We start from the raw sequence: 14217 nt of genomic DNA, 5'->3' as shown, positions 1-14217 counted from the left end.
GACGAGATGTCTCAGGAGGCCCAGATTAGTTGCTTGATGCGAAGTAAACGAATCGTAAGCGGCTGGTCATGACGTTCTCGTGTCGGGCGGAAATGGCCGCTACCTGGTCGTTCTCACGTTGCTCACCAGTTGTAGTCGAGGAACTTCCCGTCGAAGGTCACGACCACGCGGTCGCCGCCCGGGTCGGCACGACGCTTGATGTCGACGTTGAAGTTGATCGCGCTCATGATCCCGTCGCCGAACTCCTCGTGGATGAGTTCCTTGAGCGCGGGGCCGTAGACGTCGAGGGCTTCGTAGAAGCGGTAGATCGTGGGATCGCTGGTCGCGGCCTCGTCCGGGGTCCGGGTCGGTTGCTGACGCAGGCTCTCGGCGACGCCCTCGCCGAGTCCGAGCATCTCGACCACGGCAGTCGCCTTCTCCGCCGGTACGGGATGTTTGCCGAGAAGCGCCGCGACCGTCCACACCAGCGGCGCATCGATCTTCTCGGCGATCGTCGCCCAGGTGAGTCCCTGCCGGATCCGGGCGGCGACGATGAGGTCGGCGGCGTCGGACTTCGGCATGATCGGGGTGGTCATCGTGTCTCCTCGGTCGGTTGATCTGACGGCCCGTCGACGTGAGGACTGGCGACGTCGCCGAATCCCGTTGGCACGTCGAGGGTTATCTCCACCATGCACAGTCGGGGATCGAATTCCAAGGTGCTGCCGTAACTCTTGCCAGATTTCACACGGCCGACATGCCGGCACGAGAAGGAAGTAATCCTCGCGAAACATCACGGCGGGACATGTCAGGAGAGAGGTCGATGTAACACCGGGTCGTCTCGACGTCATCTCGTCGACATGTGTCCTCGATTCGATGGGGACAAGAGTCACGAATCGACACGTCGGGGAGAATCTCTTGTCATATGTGAATCCGTCCGAATTCGCGGTGAAGATGGTCGACGCCGGTGAGGCGAAGGTGTTCCTGTCCACCCGCGACACCATCATCCGCGCCTACATGGCCGGAGCGATCCTGGCTCTCGCGGCCGCATTCGCCGTCACGGTCACCGTCCGCACCGGGGAACCGCTGCTCGGGGCGCTGCTCTTCCCGGTCGGCTTCTGTCTGCTGTACCTGATGGGGTTCGACCTCCTCACCGGGGTGTTCACGCTCGTCCCACTCGCCCTACTCGACAAACGACGCGGTGTGACGGTGAAATCCATGCTGCGCAACTGGAGTTGGGTGTTCCTGGGAAACTTCCTGGGCGCCATCACGGTCGCGGTGATGATGGCGGTGATCGTGACCTACGGCTTCAGCGTCGATCCGGACGAGGTGGGCCGGCAGCTCGGCGAGATCGGGCACAGCCGGACCGTCGGATATGCCGAACACGGCGCCGCCGGCATGCTGACGTTGTTCATCCGGGGCGTCCTGTGCAACTGGATGGTGTCCACCGGTGTCGTCGGGGCGATGATGTCGACGTCGTTGCCCGGCAAGGTCATCGCCATGTGGATGCCGATCATGTTGTTCTTCTACATGGGATTCGAACACTCGATCGTCAACATGTTCCTGTTCCCGTCGGGCCTGATGCTCGGGGGTGACTTCTCGATCGGCGATTACCTCGTCTGGAACGAGATCCCCACGGTCATCGGTAATCTCGTGGGCGGCCTCACTTTCGTCGGGCTGACGATCTATGTCACCCACGCACGCACCGGCGCCGACCGTCGGCCCGTCTCCCACGATGAGACGACCGAGGTCGACGTCGCGCCCGCCGAGGTCGAAGCCGTCAAGACGGTCTGACGGGGGTATCGGGTCCCGGGGTCGACGCCGACTCCGGGAGCCGCTCGCTCTGCAGCGCCCTGGCGTACCAGGCGCCGAGGCCCAGCAGGATCAGGCCGGTCACGATGAAGACGAGGACACGGAAGATCCCGTCGAGGGTGGCCAGGTCGAAGAGGAACAACTTGGCCATCGACGCGGCGACCAGGACCAGCCCGCCGGTGAGTGCGGCAGTGCGCTCGCTGCCCGTACGGTGCCGGGCGAAGGCCAGCGCCGCGCCGGCGAGGACGACCCAGCAGGTGGTCGCGACGACATGCCCGCCGAGGAATCCGTCGGCGCCGGCGATCAGCACCCCGGAGGTCACGCTGATGGCGGTCACCGCGTACACCACGACCACCGCGGCCGCGGTATAGGCGACGCGGGCCAGGTCGCCGGCCGTCAGCCGTGTCCACCCGACTGCGATGGCGATGGCCCCGGCGGCGGCGAGCACGCTGCCCACCAGGATCGACAGGGAGGCGTTCTCCTCGACGAGCCGCGCCTGGGCCAGGACGTAGGGCGGCATGTCGTCGAGCAGCGCCGCGAAACCGATGCCCCAGATCACCGTGCTCCCGGCCAGTAGGACCAGCGACGTCGCCGACCAGGACCGGGCGACCAGCGCCGTCACCGTCGCGAGGCCGAGCACCGCGGACACGGCCACCGCCCCGTCGAAGCACACGAGGATCGCGACGAACAGCACGACGAGCGAGGTCGCGGTCCAGATCTGTGCCACGACATCGGGCAGCGATTCGAAGCGCTCGGTCCGCGCCACCGAGCAGATCACGGTGACACCGATGACGAGCACGGCGACCGCGGACTGCAGCGCGACCGCACCCGCGGTGTCCATCACCGCACCGGCGAACAAGACCGGAACCGTCGTCGCCGACGCCAGTCCGGCGAACACCTCACGGAATCGGGTGGCGGGCATCGCCACGAGCGCGCCGGCGAAGCCCAGGACGATCACGACGAGTGTGGCAGCGGCGAACTGGAAACCCGTGTCCGCGGTGCTCGTGCCGCCCAGGGCCGCCACGCCGACGATGGTCAGGGGAATCGTCGGCGCTGCCAGTCGCACCGTGTGCAGCCAGATCCAGTCGCGGTGCCACTGCACCCACGACGACGCGGCGGCGAGCACCACCATGAAGGCGATGAGCGTCATGTCAAGACCGCCCGTCAGCACCGGGCCCAGCACGATGAGCGGTACCACCACGAGCAGTCCGAGATGCTCACTGCGCCACCGGTAGGCGAGGACAAGGCCACCGGCGGCGACGATACCGGCCACCGTCAGGCCCGCCACGATGGGCAACCATTCGTAGATCTTGGTGGCCGCCAGGACGTCGAGATATCCGGCGGCGATACCCGTCGCGGCCGTCGCGATCGCACCGATTCGTCCGTCGGGCTTGCGGCGCAACCAGATTCCGGTACCGACGAGGGCCGCCGCGAGCAGGGCGCCGCCCGCGACGCGGAACTCCGGGCGCAGGATGCCGGCCTGGGCGGCCAGCACGAGGAGGAGGGCGATGCCGATCAGCGTCACGCCCACACCGGCGGTGGCGAGGATCTTGCCGACCAGACCCCGCTCGGCCGCCGCGGCGACGCGCTCGGACAGCGGGCGTGCCGGCGGGCGCGGTGGCAGGGGAGCGGCCGCGGGTTGCGGGACGCGCGCATACGCGGGATGCGGCATCGGACGCGGAGGTACCGGACCGGTGGGCGGCCCGTAGGAATGGGTGGCCTGAGCCGCCGCGGGGCCGGGCGATGCCCACGGAGCCGGCGGGCGCTGCACGGGAGGCGGACTCACCGTGGGCGGGAACGTCGGGGGCGCGGGCGAAGGGGCCGGCACGGGTGTCACCCCCGGCGCGGTGAGGGGGCTCGCCGGAGCTTCCTGCTCAGCCTGCGCGGGGGTGGCCCCGGTGTCTTCGACGATGCGCTTCAGCTCGGCGAACTCGGCCGAGACGGTGGACATCTGGCGGGCGATGGCGGCGAACTCGGTGGAGATCCGCGCGAGCGTCGCGGCCCCCGGATCGCCACCGAACGAACTGCTGGAAGTGGTCATGTACCGACCCTGTCCGCTCGCGGCCCGCGGGACATGCGTAGTGCTACTCACCGGGGTTGAGGGTTTCGAGCGGTGGGAGGCGTGGGTACGCCTCCGTCATGAACGATGTACGGAATCCCACGGATCGCGGTCGCGCAGACGTGGAGAAGAGATGGCAGGACACCGGTACCTATCGGTCCGCGGCTCTCTATGTGGCGGCAGTCGTCGCGGTCGGTGCCGCCGCGTGCGCGATCTTCCTCGCCGTCGACCGCAGCAACACGATCCTCGCGTCCCTCGTCCCCGGTGTGTGCGCCGTCGGCGGTCTCGGGGCGCTGGTCATCGCGTACCGCACCTACCGACGAGGCGGGACCTGGCCGATGTGGCAGGGCGCCGCCTGGTTCCTCTTCGCGTTGATGCTCGTCGCCCTGTCGTTCCCGGCCATGGCCGCGTGACGACAGCCGGTCTCGGGCTCCGGAGAGAAGACACCCCGCGGGGCTGACCGCGACGGCCGCGGCACGGCGACTGCGGCATGATGTCTGCCATGTCGACCTCGCCGCGTACGAGCACGCTTGCCGTCGGCACCATGGTCCTGCTCACGGCGCTCTATTTTGCGCAGGGTCTGCCGTACGGATTCTTCAGTCAGGCCGTGCCCGTCATCCTGCGGGAGGAGGGGTATTCGCTCACGCAGATCAGCGTGTACGGGCTGCTGTTCGCGCCGTGGGGGCTGAAGTTCCTGTGGGCGCCGTACATCGATCGCTACGGGACACGACGCCGGTGGCTCCTGGCGATGCAGCTGACGTCCGCGACGATCGCACTCATCCTGGCCTGCCTCGACCTCTCCGGGACATTGCTCTGGATGCTCGTCGGCATCGCGGTGATCAACCTGGCGTCGGCGACCCAGGACATCGCCACCGACGGACTGGCCGTGCAGACCCTCGAACCTCGGCAACGTGGTCTGGGCAATGGGATTCAGGTGGGCGCCTACCGGGTCGGGATGATCGTCGGCGGCGGCGGACTGCTGTGGCTGTTCTCGATTGCGGGCTGGCGCAGTCTCTTCGTCGCGATGTCGGTTCTGCTCGTCGCGCTGACGGTGCCGGTCTGGTTCCTCGCCCGCACTCCCGCCGACACGACGAAGTCACCTACAGATCAGACCGCGCATGATCCGTCGCCGTCGCCGACCCTGCTCCTCACCGGCTGGCTCGCACGGCTACGACGCCCCGGCATCGTGGTCTTCATCTTGGTCGTCGGGGCGTTCAAGTTCGGCAACTCGATGGGCTCGGCACTGGTCGGGCCGTTCATGTCCGACATCGGGCTCAGCCTGGCGCAGATCGCCCTCGTCGAAGGGGCGTTGTCGTCGGTCGGAGCGCTCGCCGGCGCGGCCCTCGGCGGGTGGCTGGCGTTTCGTTACGGGCGCCGGCAGGCGCTGCTGTTCGGTGGCATCACCCAAACCCTCAGTCTGGCACTGTATCTGGTGGCGGCGTTCGGCATCGGCGGGTTCTGGCTCGTGGTGACGGCGAGTCTGGCCGAACACATCCTCGGCGGGGCGGCGACCGTCGCGGTCTTCACCCTCATGATGGATGCGTGCGAGAAAGGTTATGAGGGAAGCGATTACACCTTGTTGGCCTGCGCCGTCGTCGGTGTACAGGGCGCAGCCGGATTCGCGGCGGGCATCGTCGGTGATCTGTTCGGCTTCCCGACGTTGTTCGGGACGTCGTTGGTGCTCTCGGGCATCGGTGTCGTCGTGATGATCCGGGCACTGGACCGCGGCATGGGGCCGGAGTCGATCCAGGCGCTCGCGCGGACGGGGCCGCGTTCGGCGGGGTGATGGGTTGTGGGGATCCTCGCCCGGCCTTCGAGGCTCGTCGCTTGCGCTCCTCGCACCTCAGGCAGCAGACCTGGGTGTGTCGCGCTCATTCGGATCAACCATCGGAGCTGGGTGCGTCGCGCTCATTCGGATCAACCATCGGAGCTGGGTGCGTCGCCTTCCTCCGGATCAGGCAGCGATGGTTGTGCGCGATCTCTTGGATCAGCCGGCGGTGGGGGGTTCAGCGACGACCGGGTATGAGCGTCGCGAGAGCCTCGTCGACGACCCGCTCGAGATCGTCGCCGAGGCTGCCGGCGAGGAACTGTTGTGCCAGTTCGGCCATGGCGCCGGTGAAGATGGCCGCGCGCACCCGCCCGGTGAGTGGATCGGTCTCCCGGGAGTCGGCCTCGGCGAAGGAGAGTTCGAAGAGCATGTTCTGGGTGGCGGCGCGTCGTTGCGCGAGCACCGGGTTCGTGAGTGCCTCGGTGAACAGGATGCGACCGCGCCGGGGATCCTCCGACGCGTGACCGAGGACCGCGAGCATGCCGGCGCGGGTCCGGGCTCGGACCGACCGTCCGGCGGTGGTCATGGCGGCCTCGACCACCGCGCCGAGTTCGGCGGCCGTGGCGTCGTACACCGCGCCGAGGAGCTCGTCGGTGTCGGCGAAGCTCTCGTAGAAGTAGCGGGTGTTGAAACCGCAGTGTCGGCAGACCGAGCGAACCGAGAGCTCGGTTTCCGGTCCGGTGCCTCCGAAGATGTCGAAGGCCGCGGCGATCAGGATCGCTCGTCGCTCAGCGCGGCGATCCTCCAGGGGGACGCCGGCCCATCGGGTCGGACTGGACATCGTTCCACCATAGTCGGGCGGACCCGGAGTCGAGCAAGGTCTGGTCACGCATGTGCCCAAAGCGTTAAAGTGGGTACAACCGTGACCACAAAGGGTCCCTGCCTGCGGGGAGTCGCTGTATCGGCGGTCCGGGTCGGGGAGGAGTCCGCCCGGGTGCCGGTGCCGAGAAAGGACAATCGATGAACGTGCCACTGGCGCCGGTACGACTGCCGTCGGCGGAATGGCTTCCGCTGGATCTGCCGCACGAGATGCTCGGATCGTGGCTCAACGGCAAGTTCGACGAGAACGTCCGCGCCAAATTCTTCCGCGGGATGGAGTTCGAGAACCCGGCCGGTGATCCCGGGTGGTTCGGGCCCGACAGCGCGACCTGGTACGTCCATTCACACACGCCCGCGCTGATCTTCGGATTGCAGAGTGCGTCGTACATCGAGCGTCTCGATCCGAGCATCTTCTGGATGGGGATGCATCACTCGCGGCTGGTGCGGAGGCGTGAAGACGGCACCGCGACCACTGCCATCGACCCGGACGGCGCCACGACGCGGCTCGGCCACTCGCTGGCCTTCTTCATGGGGACCGCCTACGGATCGACGGAAACCGCTGAGCGGCTGGCTCGTACCGTGCGCGCCATGCATCACACCATCAAGGGTGTCCGGCCCGACGGCGCCGCCTATGACGCCGACGACCCGGACTGGTTGCGATGGAACTACGCGACGGTCGTGTGGGGTATCGCCACGGCCCACGAGATCTACCATCCGCGTCCGCTCCGTGGCGCCGAACTCGACCGGTACTACGGGGAATTCGTGCGCGTTGGCCATTCGCTCGGCGGTACCGACCTGCCGACCACGAAGGCCGAGACCCTCGAATGTCTCGAGTCCTACCTGCCCCAGCTGGCGTTGACCCACGGCAACGCGATGGCCACAGGTGCAAATCTGCGGAATCGTGCTCAGGCAGTGGTGGATTGGGCGATCCGAGACATTCAGCCGCGCTGGGCGAAACAGCTCATCTCCTACCGGCCGCCGAATCCGGTCGAGCGCCGGGCGCGACGTTCCGCGGTCTGGACCATCATCAACTCGGCGCACCTGACGATGGGGGAGGCGCCGGAGTTCGTCGCCGCCAGACGACGGGTCGCCGGCGGCACCGACGTGCCGCACACTCTGCCCCGGTACGAACTCGGCTCCGATCCCGAGCTCAGTCGCGCAGAGGTCGAAGCCGCATTCTCCCACTAGGTCGTTGACTCGTAGGGCGGCGCGTCCTAACGGATGTGTCGCCGTTTGTCATCGAAAAAACCATTCCCTCAACAAGATTCGTCAGTGTGAATCCGGCGTGAGCCTATCTGAAGCGGAAACAGGGAATTCATCTCACGTCACGCCGGTGTAACAAAGCCTAAATACGTTTACCCGACATACGCGAGATCGCTGACCAAGTTAGCGGCGCGTATCTCATCGGGGGGTCGAGGTGCGGAGTTGCACCTGCTGTCTGTCATGGCCCTGCCGAGCCGACCTGAGACGTATTGAGAAAGGCTTCCGGATGCCGTTAGATTCATTGCCGTCCGCCGTCACCCCCACACGCCGTCGGCGGTACGGCATCCTCATCCCCGCGGCACTGTCCGCCGTCGCGCTCGCGCTGAGTGCCTGTGGCAGCTCGGCCAGCGAGGAATCGGCATCGAGCGCGGAGTCGTGCGTCGACACCTCGGGCGACACCGTCAAGGTCGGTTCGCTGAACTCGCTGTCGGGCACGATGGCGATCTCCGAGGTCACCGTGCGTGACTCCATCAAGCTCGCCGTCGACCAGATCAACGACAACGGCGGTGTGCTCGGCAAGCAGATCCAGCTGATCGGCGAGGACGGCGCATCCGAGCCCACCATCTTCGCCGAGAAGGCGGAGAAGCTGATCTCGAGCGACTGTGTCGCCGCGGTGTTCGGCGGCTGGACGTCGTCGAGCCGCAAGGCGATGCTGCCGGTCTTCGAGGACAACAACTCCCTGCTGTACTACCCGGTGCAGTACGAGGGGCTCGAGTCGTCGAAGAACATCTTCTACACCGGTGCCACCACCAACCAGCAGATCGTGCCGGCGCTGGAGTACCTGAAGGAGAAGGGCGTCAAGTCCCTCTACCTCGTGGGCAGCGACTACGTCTTCCCGCAGACGGCCAACCGCGTGATCAAGGCCTACGCCGCGGCCAACGGGATCGAGATCAAGGGTGAGGACTACACCCCGCTCGGCTCGACGGACTTCTCGACCATCGTCAACAAGGTCCGCACCGCCGACGCCGACGCCGTGTTCAACACCCTCAACGGCGACTCCAACGTGGCCTTCTTCCGCGAATACAAGAACGTCGGTCTGACGCCGCAGGCGATGCCGGTCGTGTCGGTCTCGATCGCCGAGGAGGAAGTCGGCGGTATCGGTGTCGAGAACATCGAGGGCCAGCTCGTCGCATGGGACTACTACCAGACCATCGACAACCCGGCGAACAAGTCCTTCGTCACGGACTACAAGGCCGCCTACGGCGCCAACAAGCCCACCTCCGATCCCATGGAGGCGGCGTACGTCTCGGTGTACCTGTGGAAGAACACCGTCGAGAAGGCGAACTCGTTCGCGGTCGCCGATGTCCAGAAAGCTGCTGGCGGAGTCACTTTCGAGGCTCCCGAGGGCCTGGTGACCATCGACGGCGAGAACAACCACATCACCAAGACCGCCCGTATCGGTGAGATCCGCGGTGACGGACTCATCTACACGGTGTGGGATTCGGGCCAGCCGATCGAGCCGGACCCGTACCTCAAGTCCTACCCGTGGGCCGAGGGCCTGAGCAGCTGACACGACGTGGCCCGTCTCGTACCGGTGTACGAGACGGGCCACGCCCGCAGTTCCTCATCGACCACCACGACGAACGGATGGTGACGTGGAAACCGTTATCGGACAGCTCTTCACCGGGCTGAGTCTCGGCTCGATCCTGCTCCTGGCAGCACTCGGCCTGTCCCTGACCTTCGGTCAGATGGGCGTGATCAACATGGCCCACGGGGCGTTCATCATGGCCGGCTCCTACACCGCGTACTCGGTGCAGGAATACCTGATCTCGAATGCCGGTGTGTCCCTGATCGTCTCGCTCTTCATCGGCTTTCTCGTCGGTGGTCTCATGGGTGTGCTGCTCGAGGTCACCCTCATCAAACGCATGTACGACCGGCCCCTCGACACGCTGCTGGTGACGTTCGGCGTCGGACTCATCCTGCAACAGCTCGCGCGCGACATCTTCGGCGCTCCGGCGGTCGACGTGACCGCCCCGTCGTGGCTGTCGGGAGGCGTCGACATCCTCGGCGCCGTGGTCCCCAAGACCCGGCTGTTCATCATGCTGCTGGCGGTGATCGCGGTGACCGCGATCGCCATCACGATGAAGTACACGCCGATGGGCCGTCGCATCCGTGCCGTCGTGCAGCACCGCGACCTCGCGGAGACCAGCGGTATCTCCAGTCGCACGACCGACATCACCACCTTCTTCATCGGTTCCGGACTCGCCGGCGTCGCCGGTGTCGCGCTGACGCTCATCGGTTCGACCAGTTCGAACACCGGTATGACGTATCTGATCGATGCCTTCCTGGTGGTCGTCATCGGCGGCCTGGGCCAGATCAAGGGCGCGGTCATCGCGGCCGTCGCCCTCGGCCTCCTCAACTCGTTCATCGAATACAACACGACCGCATCGGTGGCCAAGGTCGCCGTGTTCGTGATCATCGTGATCTTCCTGCAGATCCGCCCCCAGGGCCTGTTCACGGTCCAGTCGAGGAGTCTCGTGTGAAGGACTATTTCAGCGGCCACTGGAAGGTTTACGCGGGATTCGCCGTCGCGGCGGTACTGCTGTTCGCCGTCGCTCCCGCGGTGCTCTCCGATTTCCGGCTCAACCTGCTCGGCAAGTTCCTCTGCTTCGGCATCGTCGCGGTCGGCATCGGCCTGGCCTGGGGCCGTGGCGGCATGCTGACCCTCGGTCAGGGCGTCTACTTCGGCCTCGGCGCCTACATCATGGCGATGCACCTCAAGATCGCCGACGCCGAGCTCCGCGGCGACGACGTACCGGACTTCATGCAGATCGCCGGTATTCGCGAACTCCCCGGGTACTGGAAGCCGTTCGCCTCACCGCTGGTGACGATCCTCGGCATCCTGTTCGTGCCCACCCTGATCGCGGTCCTGCTGGGCCTGGGCGTGTTCAAGCGAAAGGTCAAGGGTGCCTACTTCGCGATCCTGTCGCAAGCGCTCGCAGCGGCCTTCGCGATCCTGCTCATCGGCCAGCAGACCACCGGTGGTAGCAACGGCCTGAACCGTTTCCGCAGTTTCTTCGGGCTCGCACTGAACGATCCGGTGAACCGGCGACTACTGTTCTTCATCGCTGCCGCGACCCTGCTCGTCGTCGTCGCACTCACCCGGCAGTTGATGTACAGCCGCTACGGCGAACTCCTCGTCGCGGTGCGTGACCAGGAGGAGCGCGTCCGCTTCCTGGGTTACGACCCGGCCAACGTCAAGGTCGTCGCCTACGCGATCGCCGCCCTCTTCGCGAGTATCGCCGGCGCCCTGTTCGTACCCATCGTCGGCATCATCTCGCCCGCCGACGTCGGGATCGTCCCGTCCATCGCCTTCCTCATCGGTGTCGCGATCGGCGGCCGCACAACACTTCTCGGTCCGGTACTCGGTGCCATCGCGGTCGCCTGGGCGCAGACCAGCCTGTCGGAGAACTTCCCGTCCGGGTGGACCTACGCGCAGGGCATCCTGTTCATCGTCGTCGTCGGCTTCTTCCCGGCCGGACTCGCCGGGATCGGTGTCCTGCTCAAGTGGCGCCGGAGGAAACCGGCCGATCCATCACCCACCGGTGACATCGACGAACACGCCGGCAGCAAGGTAGGAGCCTCCTCATGAGCGGATTCGAGACGGTGAGCACGGCCGAACCGGTCGCCGGTGGAAATGCCGGCATGGACAGCGACTACCTGCAGGTGCGCGGACTGTCCGTCGAGTTCGACGGCTTCAAAGCCGTCACCGACGTGGATCTGACGCTGCTGCAGGGAGATCTGCGCTTCCTGATCGGCCCCAACGGTGCCGGCAAGACGACCATCATCGACGCGATCACCGGTCTGGTGAAGGCCACCGGGTCGATCCAGAAGTCGGGTGTGGAACTCGTCGGCAAGAAGGTGCACCAGATCGCGCGCCTCGGTGTCGGCCGGACCTTCCAGACCGCCAGCGTCTTCGAGGAACTGAGCGTGCTGCAGAACCTCGACATCGCCGCCGGTGCGGGCCGCTCGGTGTGGACGATGCTCCGGCGCAGGCCCACCGAGATCCCCGAGGGTATCGCCGAGGCCCTCGAGACCATCGGACTGCAGGATCTACGCGACACCCCGGCCGGGGTGCTCGCGCACGGGCAGAAGCAGTGGCTGGAGATCGGCATGCTGCTGGTGCAGAACGCGTCGGTGCTGCTACTCGACGAGCCGGTCGCCGGCATGAGCCACGAGGAACGTGAGGAGACCGGGAATCTGTTGCGCCGCATCGGCGGTGAGCGCACCGTGGTCGTCGTCGAACACGACATGGACTTCATGCGGGCGTTCGCGACGTCGGTGACGGTCCTCGCCCGCGGTCAGGTGCTGGCCGAGGGCAGCGTCGCCGAGGTGCAGGCCAATCCGAAGGTCCAGGAGGTCTACCTCGGAACCGCCGCCGGCGGTGAGGAACTCGAGGAGATCGCCGCCGAGACCGAAGGCACCGATACCGGGGATGTCCCCGCCGTGTCGGCCGAGAAGAAGGGCTGAGAAGGAGATGCTGAAACTCTCCGGGGTGCACGCCGGATACGGCCGGACCGAGGTCATCCACGGTGTCGACATCGAGGTTCCCACCGACGGTGTCGTCGCCGTCATGGGGCACAACGGCGCCGGCAAGACGACGCTGCTGCGTGCCGCGGTCGGTCTGGTGAAGACCACCAAGGGCTCCATCACCTTCGACGGCGTCGACATCACCAAGGCCCGTCCGAGTACACGGATCAAGAACGGCATCGCCTACGTCCCGCAGGGACAGCAGAGTTTCGGCCACCTCACCACCGCGGAGAACCTGCAGGTGGTGGCCGACGGCCGTAGACGCGGCAAGGAACTCGTCGCCGAGATGCTGGACATGTTCCCGGCGCTGAAGGAACTGTTGGGCCGGCGTGCGGGTCTGCTGTCGGGCGGTCAGCGTCAGCAACTCGCGATCGCCCGGGCCCTCATCACCGAGCCGCGAATGCTCATCCTCGACGAACCGACCGAGGGTATCCAGCCGTCGGTGGTCGCCGAGATCGAACAGACCATCACCACCCTCACCCAGCGGGGCGGACTCGGTGTGCTGCTCGTCGAACAACACATCGGTTTCGCTCTCGAAGCGGCACAACAGTATTACGTGCTCGAGAGCGGCCGGGTCACGTCGTCGGGTGAGGGCGGTACGGCTGCCGAGGCCACCGTCCGCGAGGCCATGACCATCTGATCGCGGCCCGATCCGACGGGTGCGGGGTCACACGCCCTTCACGTTGAGCAGCTGGGTCAGCACGGCCTCGACCTCGACCAGATCACGGGCGTCTTCCATGATCTGGTCGATCGGCTTGTAGGCGGCGGGGATCTCGTCGATCCACTGCGTGCCGTGCCGGTACTCGATGCCGGTCATCGCCTTCGCGAGATCGTCGAGGGTGAACAGCTTCTTCGCCTTGGTCCGCGAGAAGCGGCGGCCTGCTCCGTGCGGCGCGGAGAACAACCCCGACTCGTTCCCGAGTCCGCGCACCACATACGACTTGGTCCCCATCGACCCCGGGATGAGGCCGTGGACGCCGGCGCCGGCGTCGATCGCTCCCTTACGGGTGAGCCACACCTGCCGGCCCGCGATCTCCACCTTCTCGGTGTAGTTGTGGTGGCAGTTGATCCGTCGCACCTCCACCGAGTCGGGGGAGCGGAAGGCGTTGCCGCCCAGCCACTCACCGAACACGGTGACGAACCGGTCCATCATCTCGGCCCGGTTCTCGAAGGCGAACCGCTGCGCCCATCGCAGTTCCCGGATGTAGTCCCCGAACTCCGGTGTGCCGGAGGCGAGGTACGCGAGGTCGGGATGGTCCAGCTGGATATGCCAACGGCGGCAGAGCTTCTGGGCGACCTTGATGTGCTTCTGCGCGATCTTGTTGCCGACGCCACGGCTACCGGAGTGCAGGAACAGCCAGATACTGCCGGTGGCCTGGTCCCCACCCTGTTCGTCCCCGACCTGCTCGCACAACTCGATGAAATGATTGCCGCCGCCGAGTGAACCGAGCTGCTCGCGCCACTTCGGTGAGTGCGAGAGGTCCACGCCCTTCTCCGCCGCAGCCTGCTCCAATTCGACGATCCTGGCCTCGGTGTGCGAGTAGAGGACCGATCTGTTGTAGTTGCCCGGCGACAGCGGAATCGCTTTCTCGATGCGCCCGCGCAGGTCGGCGAGGTCGAAACGGGCGATGTCGGTCGCGCGAAGCGACGTCTGCACGCCGATCATCCCGCAGCCGATGTCGACGCCGACCGCGGCGGGGATCACGGCGTCGACGGTCGGGATGACCGTGCCGACCGCGGATCCCCTGCCCGCGTGGGCGTCGGGCATCAGCGCGACGTGCGGATGGATGAACGGCAGTGACGAGATCTCGTTCGCCTGCGCCCTCGTCGTGTCGTCGAGGATCGAGGCGAAGTTGAGTACCTTCGGTGCGATCATCTCGGGCATGTGTTCCCCCTGGCGATGATGTGTGGTGTCGATGGCGGGCTTGTG

The 14217-nt window shown here is 66.4% G+C and carries 13 protein-coding genes; 9 read left to right on the top strand and 4 right to left on the bottom strand.

Annotated features, from left to right (window positions below; all coding sequences use genetic code 11):
• Nucleotides 1-122: 122 nt before the first annotated feature.
• The gene (gene cynS, locus BLU62_RS12145; RefSeq protein ID WP_074849844.1) at nt 123-575 is read right to left on the bottom strand and encodes a cyanase; all 453 of its coding nucleotides are present in this window, start codon (nt 573-575) and stop codon (nt 123-125) included.
• Nucleotides 576-894: 319 nt separating this feature from the next.
• On the opposite strand from cynS, the gene BLU62_RS12140 reads away from it, so the two are divergent.
• Entirely contained in the window at nt 895-1770 is an 876-nt protein-coding gene (locus BLU62_RS12140; protein ID WP_074849843.1) for a formate/nitrite transporter family protein, read from the top strand.
• On the opposite strand, the gene BLU62_RS12135 is transcribed toward BLU62_RS12140, so the two are convergent.
• A complete protein-coding gene (locus tag BLU62_RS12135) occupies nt 1757-3829 on the bottom strand; it encodes a DUF2339 domain-containing protein (RefSeq protein WP_074849842.1) in 2073 nt (690 codons plus the stop codon). The genes BLU62_RS12140 and BLU62_RS12135 overlap by 14 nt on opposite strands.
• Nucleotides 3830-3927: 98 nt before the next feature.
• Between BLU62_RS12135 and BLU62_RS12130 the strand changes: the two genes are divergently transcribed.
• A complete protein-coding gene (locus BLU62_RS12130; protein ID WP_074849841.1) occupies nt 3928-4260 on the top strand; it encodes a hypothetical protein in 333 nt (110 codons plus the stop codon).
• A gap of 89 nt (nt 4261-4349) precedes the next feature.
• Nucleotides 4350-5633 carry an MFS transporter gene (locus tag BLU62_RS12125; protein ID WP_074852862.1) on the top strand — a complete coding sequence of 428 codons (1284 nt, stop codon included), beginning with the start codon at nt 4350-4352 and terminating at the stop codon, nt 5631-5633.
• 220 nt (nt 5634-5853) lie between these two features.
• Here BLU62_RS12125 and BLU62_RS12120 read toward each other — a convergent pair whose 3' ends face one another.
• Complete coding sequence (locus tag BLU62_RS12120) at nt 5854-6456, bottom strand: TetR/AcrR family transcriptional regulator (RefSeq protein WP_074849840.1); 603 nt, start codon at nt 6454-6456, stop codon at nt 5854-5856.
• A gap of 179 nt (nt 6457-6635) precedes the next feature.
• Between BLU62_RS12120 and BLU62_RS12115 the strand changes: the two genes are divergently transcribed.
• The 6 genes from BLU62_RS12115 (at nt 6636) to urtE (ending at nt 12927) form a co-directional block, all read left to right on the top strand.
• Nucleotides 6636-7682: an oxygenase MpaB family protein gene (locus BLU62_RS12115; RefSeq protein ID WP_074849839.1), complete on the top strand. Its 1047-nt coding sequence runs from the start codon at nt 6636-6638 to the stop codon at nt 7680-7682.
• A gap of 301 nt (nt 7683-7983) precedes the next feature.
• Entirely contained in the window at nt 7984-9267 is a 1284-nt protein-coding gene (urtA, locus tag BLU62_RS12110; protein WP_074849838.1) for an urea ABC transporter substrate-binding protein, read from the top strand.
• Between the two features lie 85 nt (nt 9268-9352).
• Complete coding sequence (urtB, locus tag BLU62_RS12105; protein WP_074849837.1) at nt 9353-10240, top strand: urea ABC transporter permease subunit UrtB; 888 nt, start codon at nt 9353-9355, stop codon at nt 10238-10240.
• Complete coding sequence (urtC, locus tag BLU62_RS12100; protein ID WP_074849836.1) at nt 10237-11349, top strand: urea ABC transporter permease subunit UrtC; 1113 nt, start codon at nt 10237-10239, stop codon at nt 11347-11349. The genes urtB and urtC overlap by 4 nt, the downstream gene beginning before the upstream one ends.
• The gene (gene urtD / locus BLU62_RS12095) at nt 11346-12227 is read left to right on the top strand and encodes an urea ABC transporter ATP-binding protein UrtD (protein WP_074849835.1); all 882 of its coding nucleotides are present in this window, start codon (nt 11346-11348) and stop codon (nt 12225-12227) included. The genes urtC and urtD overlap by 4 nt, the downstream gene beginning before the upstream one ends.
• 7 nt (nt 12228-12234) lie before the next feature.
• On the top strand, nt 12235-12927 hold the full coding sequence (gene urtE / locus BLU62_RS12090; protein ID WP_074849834.1) for an urea ABC transporter ATP-binding subunit UrtE: 693 nt from the start codon (nt 12235-12237) through the stop codon (nt 12925-12927).
• Nucleotides 12928-12954: 27 nt separating this feature from the next.
• Here the strand turns inward: urtE and BLU62_RS12085 are convergent, their stop codons facing one another.
• On the bottom strand, nt 12955-14172 hold the full coding sequence (locus BLU62_RS12085; RefSeq protein WP_074849833.1) for an RtcB family protein: 1218 nt from the start codon (nt 14170-14172) through the stop codon (nt 12955-12957).
• Nucleotides 14173-14217: the final 45 nt, after the last annotated feature.

It is taken from the genome of Gordonia westfalica, from assembly GCF_900105725.1.
GTDB classification, from domain to species: Bacteria; Actinomycetota; Actinomycetes; order Mycobacteriales; family Mycobacteriaceae; genus Gordonia; species Gordonia westfalica.
This window is presented reverse-complemented; position numbering and strand designations above follow the sequence as displayed.